The 21571-nt window shown below is 69.7% G+C and carries 20 protein-coding genes and 1 pseudogene; 12 read left to right on the forward strand and 9 right to left on the reverse strand.

What is annotated here, in order from left to right; all coding sequences use genetic code 11:
• Positions 1–235: 235 nt before the first annotated feature.
• The 5 genes from SM757_RS32130 to SM757_RS32150 all read right to left on the reverse strand — a co-directional run bounded on the left by SM757_RS32130 (position 236) and on the right by SM757_RS32150 (position 5229).
• Positions 236–1525: a TRAP transporter large permease gene (locus SM757_RS32130; RefSeq protein WP_066337070.1), complete on the reverse strand. Its 1290-nt coding sequence runs from the start codon at positions 1523–1525 to the stop codon at positions 236–238.
• Positions 1516–2115, reverse strand: a complete 600-nt coding sequence (locus tag SM757_RS32135; protein WP_084267513.1) for a TRAP transporter small permease — start codon at positions 2113–2115, stop codon at positions 1516–1518. Before SM757_RS32135 ends, SM757_RS32130 begins: the two co-directional genes overlap by 10 nt.
• A 259-nt stretch (positions 2116–2374) precedes the next feature.
• Positions 2375–3340, reverse strand: coding sequence for a TRAP transporter substrate-binding protein (locus SM757_RS32140; protein ID WP_066337072.1), 966 nt, complete (start codon positions 3338–3340; stop codon positions 2375–2377).
• Positions 3341–3474: 134 nt separating this feature from the next.
• Positions 3475–4380, reverse strand: coding sequence for an SMP-30/gluconolactonase/LRE family protein (locus SM757_RS32145; protein ID WP_322468468.1), 906 nt, complete (start codon positions 4378–4380; stop codon positions 3475–3477).
• A gap of 21 nt (positions 4381–4401) precedes the next feature.
• Positions 4402–5229, reverse strand: coding sequence for an NAD-dependent epimerase/dehydratase family protein (locus SM757_RS32150; protein ID WP_322468469.1), 828 nt, complete (start codon positions 5227–5229; stop codon positions 4402–4404).
• Positions 5230–5368: 139 nt separating this feature from the next.
• On the opposite strand from SM757_RS32150, the gene SM757_RS32155 reads away from it, so the two are divergent.
• The gene (locus SM757_RS32155; RefSeq protein ID WP_066337081.1) at positions 5369–6088 is read left to right on the forward strand and encodes a FadR/GntR family transcriptional regulator; all 720 of its coding nucleotides are present in this window, start codon (positions 5369–5371) and stop codon (positions 6086–6088) included.
• A 221-nt stretch (positions 6089–6309) separates the two neighbouring features.
• Here the strand turns inward: SM757_RS32155 and SM757_RS32160 are convergent, their stop codons facing one another.
• Positions 6310–7029 (reverse strand): FadR/GntR family transcriptional regulator, encoded by a 720-nt coding sequence (locus tag SM757_RS32160; RefSeq protein ID WP_322468470.1) that lies wholly within the window; start codon positions 7027–7029, stop codon positions 6310–6312.
• Between the two features lie 278 nt (positions 7030–7307).
• Here SM757_RS32160 and SM757_RS32165 point away from each other — a divergent pair, with 278 nt between their 5' ends.
• The 11 genes from SM757_RS32165 (at position 7308) to SM757_RS32215 (ending at position 19386) form a co-directional block, all read left to right on the forward strand.
• A complete protein-coding gene (locus SM757_RS32165) occupies positions 7308–7916 on the forward strand; it encodes a PH domain-containing protein (protein WP_066337088.1) in 609 nt (202 codons plus the stop codon).
• A 215-nt stretch (positions 7917–8131) separates the two neighbouring features.
• Positions 8132–9106, forward strand: coding sequence for a Bug family tripartite tricarboxylate transporter substrate binding protein (locus SM757_RS32170; protein WP_066337090.1), 975 nt, complete (start codon positions 8132–8134; stop codon positions 9104–9106).
• A 133-nt stretch (positions 9107–9239) separates the two neighbouring features.
• Positions 9240–10571, forward strand: a complete 1332-nt coding sequence (gene gudD, locus SM757_RS32175; protein WP_322468471.1) for a glucarate dehydratase — start codon at positions 9240–9242, stop codon at positions 10569–10571.
• Positions 10572–10680: 109 nt separating this feature from the next.
• On the forward strand, positions 10681–11478 hold the full coding sequence (locus SM757_RS32180) for an HpcH/HpaI aldolase family protein (protein WP_066337095.1): 798 nt from the start codon (positions 10681–10683) through the stop codon (positions 11476–11478).
• Positions 11479–11523: 45 nt separating this feature from the next.
• Positions 11524–12426 carry a 2-hydroxy-3-oxopropionate reductase gene (locus tag SM757_RS32185; RefSeq protein ID WP_322468472.1) on the forward strand — a complete coding sequence of 301 codons (903 nt, stop codon included), beginning with the start codon at positions 11524–11526 and terminating at the stop codon, positions 12424–12426.
• Between the two features lie 478 nt (positions 12427–12904).
• On the forward strand, positions 12905–14182 hold the full coding sequence (locus SM757_RS32190) for a glycerate kinase type-2 family protein (RefSeq protein WP_066337102.1): 1278 nt from the start codon (positions 12905–12907) through the stop codon (positions 14180–14182).
• A 38-nt stretch (positions 14183–14220) separates the two neighbouring features.
• A complete protein-coding gene (locus SM757_RS32195) occupies positions 14221–15492 on the forward strand; it encodes an alpha-hydroxy acid oxidase (protein ID WP_407655819.1) in 1272 nt (423 codons plus the stop codon).
• Positions 15489–16457 (forward strand): Bug family tripartite tricarboxylate transporter substrate binding protein, encoded by a 969-nt coding sequence (locus SM757_RS32200; RefSeq protein WP_322468473.1) that lies wholly within the window; start codon positions 15489–15491, stop codon positions 16455–16457. The genes SM757_RS32195 and SM757_RS32200 overlap by 4 nt, the downstream gene beginning before the upstream one ends.
• A 130-nt stretch (positions 16458–16587) precedes the next feature.
• Entirely contained in the window at positions 16588–17556 is a 969-nt protein-coding gene (locus SM757_RS32205) for a Bug family tripartite tricarboxylate transporter substrate binding protein (protein ID WP_066337106.1), read from the forward strand.
• The gene (locus tag SM757_RS32210) at positions 17553–18527 is read left to right on the forward strand and encodes a 2-hydroxyacid dehydrogenase (RefSeq protein WP_322468474.1); all 975 of its coding nucleotides are present in this window, start codon (positions 17553–17555) and stop codon (positions 18525–18527) included. The genes SM757_RS32205 and SM757_RS32210 overlap by 4 nt, the downstream gene beginning before the upstream one ends.
• 46 nt (positions 18528–18573) lie before the next feature.
• A complete protein-coding gene (locus SM757_RS32215; protein WP_322468475.1) occupies positions 18574–19386 on the forward strand; it encodes a DUF429 domain-containing protein in 813 nt (270 codons plus the stop codon).
• 31 nt (positions 19387–19417) lie between these two features.
• Here SM757_RS32215 and SM757_RS32220 read toward each other — a convergent pair whose 3' ends face one another.
• From SM757_RS32220 to SM757_RS32230, 3 genes and pseudogenes are all read right to left on the reverse strand, one after another.
• Complete coding sequence (locus SM757_RS32220; protein ID WP_066337118.1) at positions 19418–19759, reverse strand: hypothetical protein; 342 nt, start codon at positions 19757–19759, stop codon at positions 19418–19420.
• Between the two features lie 152 nt (positions 19760–19911).
• Complete coding sequence (locus tag SM757_RS32225; RefSeq protein ID WP_322468476.1) at positions 19912–20958, reverse strand: HupE/UreJ family protein; 1047 nt, start codon at positions 20956–20958, stop codon at positions 19912–19914.
• Positions 20959–21261: 303 nt separating this feature from the next.
• Positions 21262–21571: pseudogene (locus tag SM757_RS32230) on the reverse strand (hypothetical protein); the annotation flags it as partial.

Raw genomic sequence — 21571 nt, forward strand, 5'->3', positions numbered from 1 at the left:
GGCCGCCGTGCTCAGGCAGCACGGTGCCGGCGGGCAGGCCGCCGTCGTTGGCGACGATGGCGACGTTGTCGTTCGCATGCATTCGGATCAGCAGCGGGGCGGGGGCGGTCATGTCGATGAGGTCCTGTGTCCGAAAAAGGGGCGCGGCCGGAAGTCCTGTTGGGGGAGGGCTTCCGGCCGCGTGCAAGAGGGGGTGGGCCGGGCCGGCGCGTGCGCCGGCCCGGGCCTCACGGGCTTACTTGAAGAGGCTGGGCAGCCACAGCGAGAAGGCCGGCACGTAGGTGACGAGCGCCAGGCACAGGCCCAGGGCGCTGTAGAAGGGCAGGATGGACTTCATCACCTGCCCCACCGAGATCTCCCCGATGGCGCAGCCCACGAACTGCGTCACGCCCACGGGCGGCGTGTTCAGGCCCAGCGCGCAGTTGATGAGCATGACGATGCCGAACTGCACCGGGTCCATGCCGAACTGCACGGCGATGGGCAGGAAGATGGGCGTGCACACCAGGATGGTGGCGGCCATGTCCAGAAAGGTGCCCAGGACGAACAGCAGCAGGTTGATCATGAAGAAGATCACCAGCGGGTTGTCCGAAACCGACTTCATCAGCTCGCCCGTCTTCTCCGGCACCTCGTACAGCGCCATGAAGTAGCCGAAGGCGCTGGAGATGCCGATGAGCAGCAGCACCACGCCGGTGGCCTTGCAGGCCTTGGCGCAGGCCTTGAGGAAGTCCTTCCACGACAGCGTCTTGTAGACCAGGGCCGTCACCAGCACGGCCCAGAACACGGCCGTGGCGGCCGACTCGGTGGCGGTGAAGATGCCCGACAGGATGCCCGCGAGGATGATGACCACGATGAGCAGGCCGGGCAGCGAGCCCAGGAAGGCCTTGAGCACCTCGGCCCAGCCGGGGAAGCCGCCGCGGGTGGGGTAGCCGCGCTTGCGCGCCACGTAGTAGGCCGCGCCCAGGTTGCAGGCCGTCAGCAGCAGCGCCGGGATGATGCCCGCCAGGATCAGGCTGAACACGCTCACCGACGCGATGCCCGTGGTGGCCAGCGTGAAGATGATGAGGTTGTGCGAGGTGGGCATGAGCACGCCCACCAGCGCCGCGTGCGTCGTCACGTTGACGGCGTAGTCGGCGTCGTAGCCCTCCTTCTTCATCAGCGGGATCATCACCGAGCCCATGGCCGACACGTCGGCCAGCGCCGAGCCCGCCACGCCGCCGAAGAGCGTGCAGCCCACCACGTTGCTCATCCCGAGGCCGCCGCGCACGTGGCCCACCAGCGAGTTGGCAAAGCGCACGATGCGGTCGGCGATGCCGCCGTAGAGCATGAGCTCGCCGGCGAACACGAAGAACGGGATGGCCAGGAAGGAGAACACCTGCATGCCGCCCACCATTTTCTGGAAGACGATGGCCACGGGCATGCCCGAGTACACGACCGTGGCCACCGAGGCCAGGCCGATGGAGAAGGCCACGGGCACGCCCAGGACCAGCAGGGCTGCAAAGCTGATGCAAAGGACGGTCAGTTCCATGCTGGCACCACTTCCTCGTTGCGGATGAGCGCGACGATGTGTTCGATGGAGAAAAGAACGATCAGGACGCCGGCCACTACCAGGGCCAGGTAGTCCGCGCCCACGGGCACGCCCAGCATGGGCTTGATGTCGCTCCACTTGAGCGTGGTCCACAGCCAGCCGCTTTGCGCCATGAGCGCGCCGAAGAGGACGACGAAGCCGTGGATGACGATTTCCACGCGCAGCCGCCACTTTTCCGACAGCAGCGACACCAGTGACTCCAGGCCGATGTGGCCCGCGTCGCGCACGCCCACGGCCACGCCCAACGCGGTCACGTACAGGACGAGTTGCAGCGCCAGGGCCTCGGCCCAGGTGGGCGTGTCATTGAAGATGTAGCGGCCGACGACCTGGAACTGCACGCACAGGATCAGGCCGATGAGGCCGATCACGGCCAGCACCAGGCTGGCCTTGGAGAGGAAGGCGCAAAAGCGCGAATAAAGGTGTGTCGAGGCCGGGCGCTCGTGCGTGGCCGAGGCGGTCAGCGGCGTGCCGGTGGCAGCGTTGACGTTCTCGTTGTCCGCGACGGTGGCCGGCAGGGCGGCGGGTGTCATGGAGAGTCTCCGAAAAGGGCGGGCCGCGCCGCGCTGGGCGCGGCCCGCATCAAAGGGCGCCGGCTGATTGCGCGCCGGCACCTTGGAGGAACTGGGGAAGCGGCGCTCGCCGCTTCGTTGTCAGGCGCTCAAACGGCGCCCCGTCGTCATGCCCGCGAAGGCGGGCATCCACGTCAGCCGGGCTGCTGCCCGGTCTTCGTGGACACCCGCGTGCGCGGGTGTGACGCTGGTGGGTGGCCGGGTGGGATGCTTGGGCGGCTTACTTGGTGTCCTGCGCCGCCTTCACCAGGCGCTGCAGGTCCGGCGTGTTGATGAACTTGGCGTACACCGGGGCCATGGCGTTCTTGAAGGCGGGCAGGTCCACGTCGGAGACGATTTGCGCGCCGGCCTTGGTCACGATCTCCAGGGCCTTGGCGTCCTGCTCGTCCCACTTCTTGCGCTGGAAGGTCACGGATTCCTTGGCCGCGGCGCGGAACATGTCCTGGTCGGCCTTGGACATCTTGTCGAAGATGGCCTTGCTGATCACCAGCATCTCCGGCGCCATGGAGTGCATGGTCTTGGAGTAGACCTTGGCGGCCTCGTAGTGCTTGAAGCCCTCGTAGGACGGGATGTTGTTCTCGGCGGCGTCGATCAGGCCGGTCTTGAGCGCGGTGTAGACCTCGCCGGTGGGCATGGGCGTGGCGTTGGCGCCCATGGCGGCGGCCACGGCCACCCACAGGTCGGACGGTTGCACGCGAATCTTCAGGCCCTTGGCGTCGGCCAGGGTGCGCACGGGCTTCTTGGCGTAGATGCTGCGCGCGCCGCTGTCGTAGAAGGCCAGGCCCACCAGGCCCTCCTTCTCGCAGCCCTGCAGGATCTCCTCGCCCACCGGGCCGTCCAGCACCTTGCGCATGTGCTCGATGCTGTTGAACAGGAAGGGCATGGTGGGCACCAGCGACTTCGGGCACATGGAGTTCAGCGAGGAGATGTTGACGCGGTTCATCTCCAGCGCGCCGATCTTCACCTGGTCCAGCGTCTCCTTCTCGGTGCCCAGCGCGCTCTTGTTGAAGACCTTGATCTTGTATTTGCCGCCGCTCTTTTGCTGCAGCACTTCGCTCATGTGCTTGACGGCCGCGACGGTGGGGTAGTCGTCGCTGTTGTGCACGTCGGCCGAGCGGAACTCGACGGCCTGGGCGCCAAAGGCCGCCAGCGCGGCGGCCACGGCCAGTGAGAGGTTCTTGAACATGGTGCTTGTCTCCAATGGAGTGTGGTTGTTGCCGTTGCGGCTGCCTGAAGCAGTGAACGGAGAGCAGGAAACAGGGAACAAGAAACAGGGAACAGGAAACCGTGAGCCTGTAGCCCGCAGGAGGCCGGGCCGCTTCAGGCGCGGAACGGCGTCTCGGGCAGCCCGCGCAGGCCGGGCTCGGTGACGAACACGGCGCCGTCCAGCGCCGCATCGAACCCGTCGGCGGGCTGGGCCGGCGGGATGGACGTGATGAAGAGGTGGCGCATGTCCGGCCCGCCGAAGCTGCACATGGCGGGCTTGCTCACGGGCAGGCCGATGGAGCGCGCCAGCTCGCCCTGCGGCGTGAAGCGGTGCACCTGGCCGGCGTCGTTGCCGCAGATCCAGTAGCCGCCGTGCACGTCCACCGCGGCGCCGTCGGGGCGCCCGGGGTGCTGGTTCATGTCGATGAACTCGCGCCGGTTGGAGAGGTTGCCCTCGGCGTCCAGGTCGAAGGCCCACACGCGGCGCACGCTGGGGTGCGAGTCCGAGAGGTACAGGGTGCGCCCGTCGGGGCTGAAGGCCAGGCCGTTGCCGGTGATGAGGCCGTCCACCATGGGCACCAGGCCGCGGCGGTCGTAGCGGTAGAGCACGCCCGCGGGCGAGGCTTGCGACATGTCCATCACCATGGAGCTCAGCCACAGCCGCCCGGCGCGGTCGCAGCGCCCGTCGTTGAAGCGCATGCCCGGCTGGCTGAACGTGATCTGGTGCAGCGGCACCACCTCGATCTGCCCGCGGCGCTGCGGGCGCAGCCGGTAGATGCCCGTCTCCATGCCGGCCACCAGGCCGCCGGAGGCGTGCAGCGCGATGCAGCCGATGCGCTCGGGCAGCTCCCAGTGCTGTGCCTCGCGCGTCTGCCAGTCGTGGCGGTGCAGCCGCCGCGCCTCGATGTCCACCCAGTACAGCGCCTGCTCGGCCGGGCTCCACAGCGGGCTCTCGCCCACGCGGTTGCGCACGTCGCACAGCGTTTGCACGGCCGTTTGGCCCAGGTCCTGCGTATTCATGGCCAGGAGCTCCCGTTCGCCTCAGGCGTTGTCGAAGGGGCCGGTGCGCACGAACGCGCCGCCCTGGTGGATGACGGCCGGATCGCTCAGGTCCAGCTTGGGCTGCTTCGCCTCAACGGCGGCGCGGAAGGGCTCGGAGGAGTCCTGCGGGCAGTAGCCGATGTGCGCGGCGCCGCTGTTGTCGTACCAGCGCGTCTTGTTGTCCGAGATGCCGTAGATGACGCTGCAGCCCAGCACCGGCGTGGTGAGCACGGCCAGGGTGAGGCGCTCCAGGTCGTCGTAGCTCATCCACGTGGCCAGCATGCGGCGGTCGCGCGGCTCGGGGAAGGAGGAGCCGATGCGCACCAGCGCGCTCTCGATGCCGTAGCGGTCGAAGTAGAGCTGCGCTACGTCCTCGCCGAAGGCCTTGCTCAGGCCGTAGAGGCCGTCGGGGCGGGCGGGGGCGTCCACGCCAATCACTTCGCTTTGCTTGTAGAAGCCGGTCGTGTGGTTGGAGCTGGCGAAGAAGATGCGCTTGACGCCGTTGAGCCGCGCGGCCTCGTACAGGTTGTACGTGCCGATGATGTTGGCCTCCAGGATGGGCTGCCAGGGCTGCTCGGTGGAAACGCCGCCCAGGTGCACCACGGCGTCCACGCCCTCCAGCAGCGCCCGCACGGCGGCGGCGTCCTGCAGCGGCGCGGGCATCAGCTCCTCGCCCTCGGCCGCTTCGCCCAGGGGTGCGACGTCCGACAGCCGCAGCACGTCGCAATAGCGCTTGAGCCGCGAACGCAGCTCGCGGCCCAAGCCGCCGGCAGCGCCGGTGAGCAGCAGGCGGTTGAAGCGCAGCGGGGTGACAGGCTCAGTCAGCATGATGTTTGAAACTCCGGGGACCATTTCGACAGGTGCGTCAGGAAAACTGCGCTTGTCGTCTGTCATCTGTTGTCGTACAACTATTTGAATTTTTCGCGCCTTGGGTGTCAAGGCGCAGTGACTAGGGGTTTCACTAGGTATGAGTACCGTCTTCACCGCGCGCAAGAAGCCGCGCTCCCTGGCCCAGGAACTGGTGGACGTGTTGGGCGAGCGCATTCGCGAGGGGCAGTTGGCGCCGGGCGACAAGCTGCCCACGGAAGCCGCGGTGATGGCCGAGTTCGGCGTGAGCCGCACGGTGGTGCGCGAGGCGATTTCCAAGCTGCAGGCCGCCGGGCTGGTGGAGACGCGCCACGGCGTGGGCACCTTCGTGGTGGGGCCGGGGGAGGCGTCGTTCCGCATCACGCCGGAGCAACTGGAAACGCTGCGCGACGTGATCGCGGTGCTGGAGCTGCGCATCGGCCTGGAAACGGAAGCCGCGGCCCTGGCTGCCGTGCGCCGCACCGGGGAGCACCTGCAAACCATGCGGCTGGCGCTGGACGAATTCGCCGCCGCCGTGGGCGAGGGCCGCGACGCCGTGGCGCCGGACTTCGCCTTTCACCTGGAGATCGCGCGCGCCACGCAGAACGCGCATTTCGCCGAGCTGCTGAGCTCGCTGGGCGCCAAGATCATTCCGCGCGCCCGCCTGGCCGACGAGAGCAGCGAAGACCTCAAGGCCTACCTGCTGCGCGCCAACGCGGAGCACGAATCCATCTTCGACGCCATCGTCCGCCAGGACCCCGAGGCCGCGCGTGCCGCGATGCGCACGCACCTGGCCAACAGCCGCGAACGCCGCCGCCGCGCCGCGGGCGAAACGGCCTGAAGCCGGTTTCCCTGGCGCCCCAAGGCCGCTGCCGTGGCGGCCAAGGCGCCGGCTCTGGACGACGGACATCAACGCGCTTCTCCCGCACGGCACGCCGGGCAAGGAGCGCCGCGGCGGGGCGAATTGTCATGCAGGGTGCAAAGTTGTCAAGCAACTTTGCTGGAGACGCTGCTGTCTTGCGCGGCGTCGCCGGCCGGCCTGGAGCCGGCGCTGGCGTCGCCTCAGCCCACCAGCCGCGTCCCCTCGAAAATCCGCCGCTTGGCATTGAGCACGTGCACGCGCACGGCCTCGGCCGCGTCGTGGGACGCGCGCCGGGCGATGGCGTCCACGATGTCCTGGTGCTCGGCCTGCACGGTGCGCACGCGCTCGGGGCTTTTCTTGTCCGTCACGCTGTTGGCCAGCTCCATGAACTGGCGGATGGGCGCCACGGTGGTCTCTATGGTGTTGAGGAAGAAGGGGTTGTGCGAGGCGCGGGCGATGGCGAAGTGGAAGCGCACGTCCTGCTCTATGCCGGGCTGGCCGCTTTCCATGGCGGCGCTCAGGGCGTCGAAGCTCGCGCGCAGGGCCTCCAGGTCGGCCGCGTCGCGGTATTCGGCGGCGGCGGCGGCGGCGCCGGACTCCACGCAGCTGCGAAAGGCGTAGTAGCGCTCGATGTCGGCCAGGTTGGCGATGGGCGGCGTGCTGGCCGCGGGCGCGCCGCTGGGGGCGACGACGTGGCTGCCGGAGCCGCGGCGGGTTTCGATCACGCCGTCCGAGCGCAGCCGCGACAGCGCCTCGCGCACCGTGGGCCGCGACACGCCGAAGCGGTTGGCCAGCTCGCCCTCCGTGGGCAGCTTGCCGCCGGCACCGAAGTCGCCGCGCAGGATGCCTTCCACCACGCGGGCATAGATGCGCTCCGGCAGCGTGCCGGTGCCGTCCTTCTGCAAACGCAGTTCGCTCATGGCAGGTGTGTGGCGTCCGCCCGGCCCAAGCGCGTGGCGCCTTCTCTCTGGAAGTTGGAATGGCTGCGATTTTCGCCCATGCCCCGTCAAGGGCTGTCAGGCTGTCATACGGGAAAACCCGTTTTTGCCTGACATGGCCTGTTTGCCGGACCACGGGCGGGCATGCTGCGGGGCCATTGACGGCGGGACGGTGGGCGGGGCAGGGTGCGGGTCGCGAACCGCCCGGGGCTGCCGGCCCTGCCAGGCGGCCGTGCAACCGCCGAGCAAGGAGACCGGCCATGTTCAAGAAACTCGCCTCCGAGGCCCTGGGCCTGAGCGACATAGGCAGCATCGTCCAGCCCAAGGACTACGGCAGCGTGGACGCCGACGACTACCTCTTCCACGAGGACGGCGAGCGCATCTTCTTCCTGATCAAGTCCCGCAAGGACGAGTACTGCTTCACCAACTTCGCGCTCATCCACGTGGACGGCGATTCCGCCGTCTCCTCCAAGCGCGCCATCAAGCGCTACGAGTACGCGAGCAAGCCCATCACGGGCGTGGCGCTGGAGACGGCGGGCACGCTGGACATGGACATCGAGCTGAAGTTCACCATGGGCGGCGTGCCCTTCAGCATCGACGTGCGCAAGAACTTCATCGAGCAGCTCAAGGACGTCTACAAGGCGCTCATCAGCATCGGCAAGCAGCAGCACCACGACGAGGCCTGCCGCGGCCATGCGCTCAACGCCCTGAACGCCACGGTGTCGGCCTACAAGCTCACCGCGTCCGCGCCGGGCGAGAGCATCGCCGGGCAATTCACCGAGCTGCTGCGCAGCTACAACCGCGCCGTGCTGCAGGAGTACACGCAGCGGGACTTCACGGCGGTGTTCGAGAAGTACATCAAGGGGTGAGGCAGCCTGTCCCTGGACTGCGGCCAGGGACAGGCCGGGCCTAAGTGTTCTCCACAACTTGGGCGGTCTTGTCCCGGCAAGAGGCAAGTTGTACGATGACGTACGACAACGACGCTTTTTTTGTCAGGCGTCGCTCTCGCAACCGGAGCCGGTGGCTGCAGCGCAATGGCGGCCTTGGCCGGTTGGGCGAGGGACCACAACGATTTGGAGACCCCATGCTTCGTCGAACCCTGTTGAGCGTGGCCGCCGCGGCGGCGGCCCTGGCCGTGGCGCTGCCCGCCATGGCCCAGGCCTGGCCGGCCAAGCCCGTCACCCTGGTGGTGCCGTTCCCGCCCGGCGGCTCCACGGACATGATCGCCCGCACCCTGGCCTCCGGGCTGCAGGCCAAGCTGGGCCAGACCTTCATCGTGGACAACAAGGCCGGCGCCACCGGCACCATCGGCGCGGCGCAGGTCAAGCGCGCGCCGGCCGACGGCTACACGCTGCTGGTGGCCTCGCTGGGCCCCTACGTGATCGCGCCGCACCTGCTCAAGAACACGCCCTACGACGCGACCAAGGACTTCGACTACATCACCGTGGCCGTGCAGGCGCCCAACGTGCTCGTGGTGCCCGCGGCGTCCCCGTTCAAGACGGTGGCCGACGTCATCGCCGCCGAAAAGAAGAATCCCGGCAAGCTCACCTTCGCCTCGTCGGGCAACGGCTCCTCCGACCACCTCACGGCCGAGCTGTTCTGGCTGCAGACCGGCACCGAGGGCACGCACGTGCCCTACAAGGGCGGCGCGCCCGCCATCACGGACCTGCTGGGCGCGGTGGTGGACGCCTCGTTCCAGAACGTCAACGCCGTCATCCAGCACATCAACAGCGGCAAGCTGCGCGCGCTGGCCGTCACGGGCGACAAGCGCTCCACGCTGCTGCCGCAGGTGCCCACGCTGGCCGAGTCCGGCGTCAAGGGCGTGGACGTGTACTCCTGGCAGGCCGTGGCCGGCCCCAAGGGCCTGCCCGCGGACGTCAAGGCCAAGCTCGCCACCACCATCGCCGCCGTGCTCAACGACGCGGCCGTCAAGCCCAAGCTCACCGAGCAGGGGTTCGAGATCGTGGCCAACACGCCGGAGCAGTTCGCCAAGTTCCAGGCCGCGGAGTACGCGCGCTGGAAGAACGTGATCGAGACCCGCAAGATCACCGCGGACTGACCCCGCCGCCGCCCTTCCGCCGCTTCCTGCCGCTTTCCCCGCCGCACCCCCAAGCCGCCGCCACGGCGCCCCGTGTCCGCCCACCGGCGGGGCAGGGCGCCCAAAGAAACCCCCCCGACTCCCCACCGCCGCCATGCCCAGCACCACGCCCACCGTCGTCTCCCTGCAAGCCATCCCCGTCGCCGGGCGCGACAGCATGCTGCTCAACCTCAGCGGCGCGCACGCCCCGTACTTCACCCGCAACCTGCTGGTGCTCACCGACAGCGCCGGCCGCACCGGCGTGGGCGAAGTGCCCGGCGGCGAGGCCATCCGCCAGACGCTGGACGACGCGCGCGAGCTGGTCGTGGGCCGCAAGCTGGGCGACTGGCAGGCCGTGCTGACCGAAATCCGCACCAAGTTCGCCGACCGCGACGCCGGCGGCCGCGGCCTGCAGACGTTCGACCTGCGCACCACCATCCACGCCGTCACCGCCGTGGAGTCCGCGCTGCTGGACCTGCTGGGCCAGGAGCTGGAGGTGCCCGTGTGCGCCCTGCTCGGCGAAGGCCAGCAGCGCGACGCCGTGCCCATGCTGGGCTACCTCTTCTACATCGGCGACCGCAAGAAGACGGACCTGCCCTACGACAGCGACCCCGACGCCGCCGACGAGTGGTTCCGCGTGCGCCACGAGGAGGCCATGACGCCCGAGGGCGTGGTGAAGCTGGCCGAGGCCGCGCAAAAGCGCTATGGCTTCCAGGACTTCAAGCTCAAGGGCGGCGTGCTGCGCGGCGAGGAGGAGGTCGAAGCGATCAAGGCGCTCAAGGCCCGCTTCCCCGAGGCCCGCATCACGCTGGACCCCAACGGCGGCTGGCTGCTCAAGGACGCCATCCGCCTCATGCGCGACATGCACGGCATCCTGGCCTACGCCGAGGATCCCTGCGGCGCCGAGGGCGGCTTCTCCGGCCGCGAGGTCATGGCCGAGTTCCGCCGCGCCACCGGGCTGCCCACGGCCACCAACATGGTCGCCACCGACTGGCGCCAGTTCGTGCACTCGCTGGTGCTGCAGTCCGTGGACATCCCGCTGGCCGACCCGCACTTCTGGACCATGCAGGGTGCCGTGCGCGTGGGCCAGACCTGCCGCGACTTCGGCCTGACCTGGGGCTCGCACTCCAACAACCACTTCGACGTGTCGCTGGCCATGTTCACGCACGCCGCCGCGGCCGTGCCGGGCCGCGTCACGGCCATCGACACGCACTGGATCTGGCAGGACGGCCAGTTCCTCACCAAGGAGCCGCTGCAGATCGTGGGCGGCGAAGTGGCCGTGCCCAAGAAGGCGGGCCTCGGCGTGGAGCTGGACATGGACGCCGTGATGAAGGCCAACGCCCTGTACCAGCAGCACGGCCTGGGTGCGCGCGACGACGCCATCGCCATGCAGTACCTCGTCCCGGGCTGGAAGTTCGACAACAAGAAGCCCTGCCTGGTGCGCTGAACGAAACGCTTCTTCGTGCCGGTGGGGGCCGCAGCCCCTGCTGGCACGCTTTTCCAAGCCAACCCGCGCCTGACCCGCAGGCCACAACTTGAACGCTGGAGACGACGCCATGAGAGAGAACCGCTTGCGTGCGCTGTGGAAGTCCGGTGGCGCCGCCGTCAACGGCTGGCTGGCCATTCCCAACGGCTTCGCCACCGAGGTCATGGCCCACCAGGGCTGGGACACGCTCACCATCGACGTGCAGCACGGCGTGGTGGACTACCAGGCCATGGTGCAGATGCTGCAGGCCATCTCCACCACCGAGACCGTGCCCGTGGTGCGCGTGCCCTGGCTGGAGCCGGGCATCCTGATGAAGACGCTGGACGCGGGCGCCTACGGCGTGATCTGCCCCATGGTCAACACGCGCGAGGACGCCCAGAAGCTCGTGGCCTGGACCAGCTACGCCCCGCGCGGCGTGCGCAGCTTCGGCCCGGTGCGCGCGCTCTACTACGGCGGCGCCGACTACCCCCAGCACGCCAACGACACCATCGTGCGCTTCGCCATGATCGAGACGGCGCAGGCGCTGGACAACCTGGACGACATCCTGTCCGTCGAGGGCCTGGACGCCATCTACATCGGCCCCTCGGACCTGTCGCTGTCCCTGGGCTGCACGCCCACCTTCGACGACCTGGACCCCAAGGCCGCGCAGGCCGTGGACTACATCCTGGAGCGCGCCAAGGCCCACGGCGTGGTGGCCGGCATCCACAACGGCCGCGCCGACGTGGCCTTGGCCCGCATCGCCAAGGGTTTCCAGTTCGTCACCGTCAGCTCGGACGCGCGGCTGCTCGCGGCGGGTTCGCAGCAAATCCTCGGCGCGATGCGCGCGCAACTTCAAAACCCGGCCACCCCGGCCTCCGGCTCGTACTGAGCCGCCGCGCACCGCACGCCACCACCGCCAGACAAAGGAGATCACATGAACATCGGTTTCATCGGCCTGGGCATCATGGGCGCGCCCATGGCGCTGCACCTCGTCAACGCCGGCCATCAGCTCTTCGTCAACACGCACGGCCCGGTGCCGGAGGCCGTGACGGCCGCGGGCGCCAAGGCCTGCGCGAATGCCGCTGAAGTGACCTCGCAGTCCGAGATCGTCTTCACCATGGTGCCGGACACGCCGGACGTGGAAGCCGTGCTCTTCGGCGAGAACGGCGTGGCCTCGGCCCTGAAGGCCGGCGGCGCGGGCGGCGAGCGCAAGGTGATCGTGGACATGAGCTCCATCTCGCCCATGGCGACCAAGGCCTTCGCGCAGAAGATCAATGCCCTGGGCGCAGACTACGTGGATGCGCCCGTCTCCGGCGGCGAGGTGGGCGCTAAGGCCGCGTCGCTGACCATCATGTGCGGCGGCGAGCCGGCGGTGTTCGAGCGCGTGCTGCCGCTGCTGCAGAAGATGGGCAAGAACATCACGCTGGTGGGCGGCAACGGCGACGGCCAGACCACCAAGGTGGCCAACCAGATCATCGTGGCGCTGAACATCGCCGCCGTGGGCGAGGCGCTGCTGTTCGCGAGCAAGGCCGGCGCCGACCCGGCCAAGGTGCGCGAGGCGTTGATGGGCGGCTTCGCCAGCAGCCGCATCCTGGAAGTGCACGGCGAACGCATGATCAAGCGCACCTTCAACCCGGGTTTCCGCATCAAGCTGCACCAGAAGGACCTGAACCTGGCGCTGCAGGGCGCGCGCGAGCTGGGCCTGGCCCTGCCGCAGACGGCCGGCGCCGCGCAGCTCATGCAGGTGCTCGCCGCCAACGACATGGCCGACCTGGACCACTCGGCGCTGGTGCGCGCGCTGGAGCTCATGGGCAACCATGAGGTGGCCAAGGGCTGAGAGGCCCAGGCGGACTTGGGGCAGGTGAGTGGCGTCAGCCGGCCGCGGTGGCAAGCCCGTGGCAACGTGCGGCCGGTAGCCGGTAGCCGGTAGCCGGTAGCCGGTAGCCGGTAGCCGGTGCGGCCCGCCCGCCACTTCGTCATTCCCGCGCAGGCGGGAACCCAGGCGGCCCCCAAGTCAGCCGCAGCCGGCCGGTTGGCAACCCGTGGCATGGGCCTTGGTGCGCCTGTGCCTTCGCTCACGTGCCGGCGTGTGGCCGCCTGGATTCCCGCCTGCGCGGGAATGACGAAACAGGGGGCGTGCCGTTTTTGCTGCGGGATGCGCACCAAGGGGCTTCTCCTGGAAGCAGCGGTGTTCAACACAAACAAGGGTGTCCTCTTGTGCCCGGTGGCGCTCCGCACTACCGGCAATCGCCTCCGCCCCACGTCCCCGCGCCTGCACGACAGTTGAGGCCCTCGACCGACCAAGGATTGTTCGCATGACCACCCCCGACCGCCGCCCCCTGCTGCGCCAGATGTTCGACGCGGCCATCGCCGCCGCGCAGCCTGCGCTGTGCCTGCCGCCGCACCTGCCGGGCAAGCCGAAAGGCCGCACCCTCGTGATCGGTGCCGGCAAGGCCTCCGCCGCCATGGCGCGCGCGCTGGAGGAGCATTGGGACGGCCCGCTGCAAGGCCTGGTGGTCACGCGCTACGGCTACGAGGTGCCGTGCGAGCGCATCGAGATCGTGCAGGCCGCCCACCCCGTGCCCGACGCTGCCGGGCTGCGCGCCACCGAGCGCATCCGTGAGCTGGTCACCGGCCTCACCGCCGACGACCTCGTCATCGCCCTGATTTCCGGCGGCGGCTCCTCGCTGCTGGTGGGCCCGGCGCCGGGGCTGACGCTGGAGCACAAGCAGGCCGTGAACAAGGCGCTGCTGGCCAGCGGCGCCTCCATCTCCGAGATGAACTGCGTGCGCCGCCACCTCTCGGCCGTCAAGGGCGGGCGCCTCGCGGCCGCCTGCCATCCGGCCCAAGTGCTGACGCTGCTCATCTCCGACGTCCCGGGCGACAACCCCATGGACATCGCGTCGGGCCCCACGGTGGGCGACCCCACCACGCGGGCCGACGCGCTGGCCATCATCGAGCGCTACCGCATCGAGGTCCCGGCCGCCGTGCGCGAGTGGCTGAGCCGCGACGAAAGCGAAAGCGTCAAGCCGGACGACGCGCGGCTGCAGCGTGTCGAAACCCGCATCATCACCGCCCCGCAGATGGCGCTGGAGGCCGCCGCGCAGGTGGCGCGCGAGGCGGGCCTCACGCCCTACATCCTGGGCGACAGCCTGGAAGGCGAGGCCCGCGACGTGGGCAAGGTGCTGGCCGGCATCACGCGCCAGGTGGCGCTGCGCGACCAACCTTTCCAGGCGCCCTGCGTGCTGCTCAGCGGCGGCGAGACCACCGTCACCCTGCGCGGCCAGGGCCGCGGCGGGCGCAACGTGGAGTGCCTGCTGTCCCTGGCCGTGGCGCTGGACGGCCTGCGCGGCGTGCACGCCCTGGCCGGCGACACCGACGGCGTGGACGGCGTGGAGGAAATCGCCGGCGCCTGCATTACGCCCAACACCCTGGAGCGCGCCTGGGCGCAGGGCATCAACCCCCGCGCCAGCCTGGACGACAACGACGGCCACGGCTTCTTCCAGGCCCTGGGGGACGCCGTCATCACCGGGCCCACGCTCACCAACGTCAACGACTTCCGGGCCATCGTCATCGACGCGCCCGCGAAATAGTCCCCGCAACCCCACCACAGCGACGCCGCAGCAGCCCCATGGCCGTCTCCATGCCCAAGCAGGCCCACGACGCCACGCCGGTGGAACCCGCCGTGGCGCCGCCGCGCGCCGCCCAAGCGGCCTACGTGGCGCCGCGGGCGCTGCAGCGTTTTCTTTGCCTGGACGACTTCGAGCCCGCCGCCCGCGCCCGGCTGCCGCGGCCGCTGTTCGGCTACGTCTCGGGGGCCACGGAAACCAACGCCTCGCTGCGCGACAACCGCGCGGCCTTCGGCGAGCTGGCTTTCATCCCGCGCATGCTGGTGAACGTGGCGCGGCGCGAGCAGTCGGTGGAGCTGTTCGGCACGCGCCACGCGTCGCCGTTCGGCATCGCGCCCATGGGCATCAGCGCGCTCACGGCCTACCGGGGCGACCTGGCGCAGGCGCGCGCCGCGCAGGCCGCGGGCGTGCCCATGGTGCTCAGCAGCTCCTCGCTGATCCGCATGGAAGAGGTGCTGGCGCAGGCCCCCGGCACCTGGTTCCAGGCCTATCTGGGCCGCGACCCGCAGGCCACGGCGCGGCTGGTGGCGCGCGTGAAGGCCGCGGGCGCGCCGGTGCTGGTGGTCACCATCGATTCCGCCGTGGTGCCCAACCGCGAGAACAACGTGCGCAACCGCTTCAAGACGCCGCTGCGGCCGGACCTGCGGCTGCTGTGGGACGGCCTCACGCACCCGCGCTGGGCGGTGGGCACCTTCGCCCGCACGCTGCTCAAGCACGGCATGCCGCACTTCGAGAACGTGGGCGCCGAGCGCGGCGCGCCGCTGGTGGCGCGCGACGTCACGCGCGACTTCTCCGGCCGCGAGCACCTGGACTGGGACGCGCTCAAGGACATACGCCGCCGCTGGGACGGCCCGCTGGTGCTCAAGGGCTTGCTGCACCCGGCCGACGCCAGGCTCGCGCGCGAGGCCGGGGTGGACGGCGTGATCGTCTCCAACCACGGCGGGCGCCAGCTCGACGGCGCGGTGAGCCCGCTGCGCGTGCTGCCGGCCATTGCCGAGGCCGCGGGGCCCATGACCGTCATGGCCGACAGCGGCTTCCGGCGCGGCACCGACGTGCTCAAGGCGCTGGCGCTGGGCGCGCGCGCCGTCTTCATAGGCCGTCCCATGAACTACGCCGCCGCCGTGGGCGGCCAGGCCGGCGTCGCGCACGCACTGCACCTGCTGCGCGCCGAGATCCAGGCCGACATGGGACTGCTGGGCATCAACCGGCTGCAAGAGCTGGGCCCTTTGCACCTCTACCACCCCAACCGCACAAACGCAGGAGACAAACCATGAGCGCTACCCGCCGAACCCTTCTCGCCGCGCTGGCCCTGGCCGCCGCCATCCCCGCCGCGCAGGCGCAGGACAAGTGGCCGTCAAAACCCATCACCTACATCGTCGCCTTCCCCGCGGGCGGCACCAGCGACATCCTGGCGCGGCTGATCGCGCAGAAGCTGGGCCCGGCGCTGGGCACCACGGTGATCGTGGACAACAAGGCCGGCGCCGGTGGCAGCGTGGGCTCGGAGCAGGTCTCGCGCGCCGCGCCGGACGGCTACACGCTGCTGGGCGGCACCATCAGCTCGCACGCCATCAACGTCAGCCTCTACCCCAAGCTGGGCTACGACCCGGTCACGTCCTTCGCGCCCATCGCGCTCATCGGCACCAACCCCGTGGTGCTGGTGACGCGCCAGGACAGCCCCTACAAGACCGTGGCCGACGTCATCAACGCCGGCAAGGCCAAGAAGCCCATGACCTCGGCTTCCGCCGGCAACGGCACCTCGCAGCACCTGGCGCTGGAGCTGCTGAAGTTCAAGACCGGCATCAACATCGACCACATCCCCTACAAGGGCAGCGCCCCCGCCATCCAGGACGTCATGGCCGGCCAGGTGGACATGATGTTCGACACCACCGTCGTCGCCGGCCCGCACATCGAGTCCGGCAAGCTGCGCGCGCTGGCCGTGACCTCGCCCAAGCGCCTCTCGAACATGCCCAACGTCCCCACCGTGGCCGAGACCGTGCCGGGCTACGAGGTGATGTCCTGGCAGGCCATCTTCGCCCCCGCCGGCACGCCCAAGGCCATACAGCAGCGGCTGCATGACGAGGTCAACAAGATCCTGGCCCAGCCGGACGTCAAGGAGCGCCTGGCCAAGCTGGGCATGGAGCCGGGCCAGATGACGGCCGAGCAGTTCACCACCTTCCAGAAGGCCGAAGTCGCCAAGTGGGCCCAGCTCGTCAAGGCGGCCAACATCAAGATCGAGTGACGTGGAGCCGGCCCTGTTGGGCCGGCCTTCTTTTGCCCCGCCGGGGAACCGCCCCGGCATCCGTGGATGCCCGCTTTCGCGGGCATGACGGGACTTTTTTTGCCCGTGACCCCGCCGCAGGAGATTGCACATGAACCGCAGACATTCCTTCCACGCCCTGGCCGCCGCCGCGCTGGCCGTGCTCGCCGTCCCCGCTGCCCATGCCCAGGCCTGGCCCACGAAGCCGCTGCGCATCGTGGTGCCGTACCCGCCGGGCGGCTCGTCGGACATCATTGCCCGCTCCATCAGCCAGCCGCTGTCCGAAGCGCTCAAGACGACGGTCATCATCGAGAACAAGCCCGGCGCCAACGGCAACACCGGCACCGACTTCGTGGCCAAGGCCAACGACGGCCACACGCTGCTGCTGTGCGACGTGGGCGCGCTGGCCATCACGCCCTCGGTCTATCCCAAGCTGCCCTTCAACCCCAGCAAGGACCTCAAGGGCGTGGGCATGCTGGCCTACTCGCCGCACCTGCTGGTGGTGCACCCCTCGGTGCCGGCCAACAACCTGCAGGAGCTGGTCGCGCTGTCCAAGAAACAGCGCATCGACTTCGCCGTGACGGCCATCGGCAGCGCGCCGCACGTGGCCGGCGTGGCGGTGGAGAAGGCCACCGGCGCCAAGTGGGAGTACATCCCGTACAAGGGCGGCTCGCAGGCCATCAACGACACCGTGGCCGGCCAGGCCCACGTGCTGATGAACGGCATGCTGGCCACGCTGCCCTTCGTCCAGTCCGGCAAGCTCAAGGTGCTGGGCGTGTCCAAGGCCACGCGCGTGGCGCTGTTGCCTGACGTCCCCACCATCGCGGAGCAGGGCGTCAAGGGCTTCGAGTCGGGCACCTGGCAAGGCGTGCTCATGCCCGCCAACACGCCGCAGGCGGTGTTGGAGAAGGTGTCGGCCGAGCTCACCCGCATCATCCGCATGCCCGAGGTGCGCCAGCGGCTGACGTCGCAGGGCGCCGAGGTCTACACCATGTCGCCCACGGAATTCAGCAGCTTCTTCGAGCGCGAGCGCGCCAACTGGGCCAAGGTGGTGGCGCAGGGCGGCGTGAAGATGGAATGAAAGGAACCCGCAACGTGAGCAATCAAGACAAGCCCCGCGTCCTGCAGATCGGCCGCCTGCTGCCCTGGCTGGAGGAGCAGCTCGCCGCGCACTTCGACCTCGTGCTGCTGGCGCAGCAGCCCAACCCGCAGGCCTACGTTGCCGAGCACGGCCGCGAGTTCGTCGCCGCCGTGACCTCGGCGGCCGTGGGCATCGACGCGGCGATGATCGAGTCGCTGCCCGCGCTCAAGGTCATCTCCAGCTTCGGCGTGGGCCTGGACAAGGTGGACGTGCAGGCCGCCGCGCGCCGCGGCATTCCCGTGGGCTACACGCCGGACGTGCTCAACGACTGCGTGGCCGACACCGCCTTCACGCTGCTGCTGGACGTGGCCCGCCGCGCCAGCGAGGCCGACCGCTTCGTGCGCCGCGGCGCCTGGCTCACCGACAAGTTCCCGCTGGCCACGCGCGCGAGCGGCAAGCGGCTGGGCATCGTGGGCCTGGGGCGCATCGGCCGCACCATTGCGAAGCGGGCCAGCGGCTTCGACATGGAGATCCGCTACCACAACCGCCGCCCGGCCGAGGGCGTGGACTTCGGCTACGAGGCCAGCCTCACGGAGCTGGCGCGGTGGTCCGACTTCCTGGTCGTGGCCGCGGCCGGCGGCGCCGAGAGCCAGGGCCTGATCTCGGCCGAAGTGCTGCAGGCGCTGGGCCCGCAAGGTTTCCTCATCAACATCGCCCGCGGCACGGTGGTGGACGAGCCGGCGCTGATCCAGGCGCTGCGGGACAAGGCGATTGCCGGCGCGGGCCTGGACGTGTACGTGGACGAGCCGCGCGTCCCCGAGGCGCTGTTCGCGCTGGACAACGTGGTGCTGCTGCCCCACGTGGCCAGCGCCACCCACGAGACGCGCCAGGCCATGGCCGCGCTGGTGCTGGACAACCTGCTGGCCTTCTTCAGCGAGGGACGGCCCAAGGTGGCGGCGCCGGTGGCTTGAGCCACCACGGCTGCGGCGGCGCCCAGGCGCCGCCGACAATCCGCCCATGTCCCCCCGCGAAGTCATAGGCGTCGATTTCTCCAGCCGTCCAACCCGCCGCAAGCCCGTGGTCGTCGCACAAGGCCTGGCGGCGGGCCCCACCGTCAAGCTGCAGGCGCTGCACTGCTTCGACACGCTGGAAGGCTTCGGCCAGTGGTTGAAACAGCCCGGGCCCTGGGTGGGCGGCTTCGATTTCCCATTCGGCCTGCCGCGCGAGCTGGTCGAGCACCTGGGCTGGCCCACGCAGTGGCTGGCGCTCATGCGCCACTACGCGTCCCTGGAGCGGCCAGCCATACGCGACACCTTCGCCGCCTTCTGCAACGCGCGGCCGGTGGGCCACAAGTTCGCGCACCGCGCCACCGACGGCCCGGCGGGCTCCAGCACGTCCATGAAGTGGGTGAACCCGCCCGTGGCCTACATGCTGCACGCCGGCGTGCCGCTGCTGCTGGACGCGGGCGTGGACCTGCCGGGCCTGCTCGACGGCGACAAGGCCCGCGTGGCGCTGGAGGCCTACCCGGGGCTGCTGGCGCGCGAGCTCATAGGCCGGCGCTCCTACAAGAACGACGACGCGGCCAAGCAGACGGCCGAGCGGCTCATCGCGCGCAAGGACATCCTCGCCGCGCTGGAGTTGGGCCGCACGCGGCTGAGCCTGCGTTTGAAACTGACGCCGGCCCAGCACGACGCGCTCATCGCCGACCCCAGCGGCGACCGCCTGGACGCCGTGCTGTGCCTGCTGCAGGCCGCGTGGGCCGCTGGCCAGGAGCACTGGGGCCTGCCCGCCGGATTCGACCCAGTGGAGGGCTGGATCGTCGGCGCTTGAGCGGCGCTTGAACGGCGGAGGGGAGGGCGCCTCAAACCGTCTTGCAGCGGTTCTTCACCTGGGCCGTGTCTATGGCCTCGACCTCGCCCTTCAGCCGTGCCACGTCCGCCTCGTGGTCGCCGGACAATTTGCTGAAGGGCAGCGCCAGGAGAAACACGCCCACCGCGTCGGTATTGGCCTTGGAATCCTGCAGCCGCGAATACTTGTCCAGCTCGGCGCGCACGTCGCCCTTTTTGGACGCCAATTCGCTGCAATTCAATTGCGTGTATTTCTCGTGCGAGACGTAGGACGCGTGAATGGATTCCGGCCGGTTGGCGCAGGCCGACAGCAGGGAAATGGCGGCCACGGCAAGAGTCAGGGCGATGCGGTTCATTGCAGTTCTCCAGGAAGCGGGTATTCGGCAGGGCACGGTTTGGTGCTGGGGGCGAACTGTAGGAACCGGGATGGATTCGGAAAATCGCGCGGGGGAGGGCGGGCCTTGGAGGGATGGGGGTTCGTTCGTCGGGGGGTGAGCAGGGCCGAGGCTCAAACCGGTAGCAGCCCAATGCCCGTGGTGCGCTCCACGAACCACAGCAGCGCAACGCCGATCGCGGTGGCCGAGCCGCCGTGCAGCACCCAGCGCTCGTAGCCGCCGCGCCGCCGCGCCAGGAACAGCAACGGCACCACCAGCGCCACGATGGCCAGTTGCCCAAGCTCCAGGCCGATGTTGAAGCGCAGCAGCGCCCAACCGAAATCCAGCGTGGGCAAATCCACCTCGTGCAGCACGCCGGCAAAGCCGAAGCCGTGCACCAGGCCGAACAGGAAGGTCACCGCCCCGCGCCAGCGGCCGAAGAGGCCGCGCAGGTTGTCCACCGCCGCCACGGCGATGGTGGCGGCAATGGCCGGCTCCACCACCGTGGGCGGCAGGCTCGCGTGGCCCAGGGCGGCCAGCGCCAGCGTCAGGCTGTGCGCCAGGGTGAAGAGCGTCACCGTGGCCGCCACGGGCGCCAGCGCCTGCCGCGCCGAGGCCACCGGGCGCCAGCCCTGCGGCGTGCGTTGCAGCACGGCCGGCAGCAGCAGGCACAGCAGGAACAGCAGGTGGTCGTAGCCGGTGAGGATGTGCAGCACGCCCTCGCGCACGAAGCTGCCGGTGGCGGCAGAGGGCGCCGCATCCCCCGCCGGGGCGCTTGCAGCGGCGGGGTCCGCGCCCGGGTCCAGCACGCGCACTTCCACGCGGCCGTCCGGGTGGGTGATGCGGGCGATGCCGCGGTGGCTCGCATCCACCCCGGCGAACAGCCGGTACTCCAGCGGCAGGCCCTGCGGCGGGGCGCAGGCGGCCGTGAAGCGCAGCGCCGCGTAGGCGCCGTCGCTGCGCTGCTCCAGCGCAGGCTCGCCCGCGGGCTGCAGCGGGCAGCCGGGAATTTTCAAATGCGCCTGCGCATGCGCCACCAGCGCGGGCCAGGCGGCGCGCACCTCGCCCCAGGTCAGCTCGCGGTTGCCGTCCGCATCCAGTTGCGGCAGGGCGTTGTCCAGGTCGCGCAAGGCCACGTCCCAGCGCAATTCGACGCCGGTGGAACGGGTTTGAAGCTGCAAATAGGCGTCGCTGGATTGGTGGGCTTGGGCGGGAGTAAAGAAAATGAGGATGAAAAGCAGGGGGAGAATTTGAATAAAAAGTCTTTTGAAAGAATTGCTTCCTATTTCGTCATGCCCGCGAAAGCGGGCATCCACGAATGCCGAGGTATGTCTTATGAATTGCATTGCTTTGGGCCAGCGTCGTCGTGCCAGCATCCCGGGCGGCGTGGATACCCGCTTTCGCGGGCATGACGGCGTGGTAGCTGGCGGCCGGCAAATAAGCGTGCCCGCATCGATCAAATTCATGTTTTCTCCCAAAGCCGCTTATTTCTGCAGCACCTTCTCAATCCGCCTGTCCCGCAGCCCAACCTGCGCCAAAAGGGCGTGAGTCTGCGCCATGGCGGCGGTGTCGCCCGTGGCGCGGGCGGCGCGGGCCAGCAGCAGCAGGTCCAGCGGCTCGCGCTGGCGCGTCACGTTGTCGCGCGCCGCGGCCAGGGCGGCGTGGGGGGCGCGCCGCACGTCCAGCTCGAACAGCGCGCGCTCGCGCGCGTCCAGCAGCGAGGCGCCCGGCCGCAGCGCCGCCTGCGCCAGGCGCTCGCGCAGCTCAGTGCCGGCGCTGTCTCTTATACACATC

The organism is Azohydromonas lata, assembly GCF_034427735.1.
Classification (GTDB): Bacteria; Pseudomonadota; Gammaproteobacteria; order Burkholderiales; family Burkholderiaceae_C; genus Azohydromonas; species Azohydromonas lata.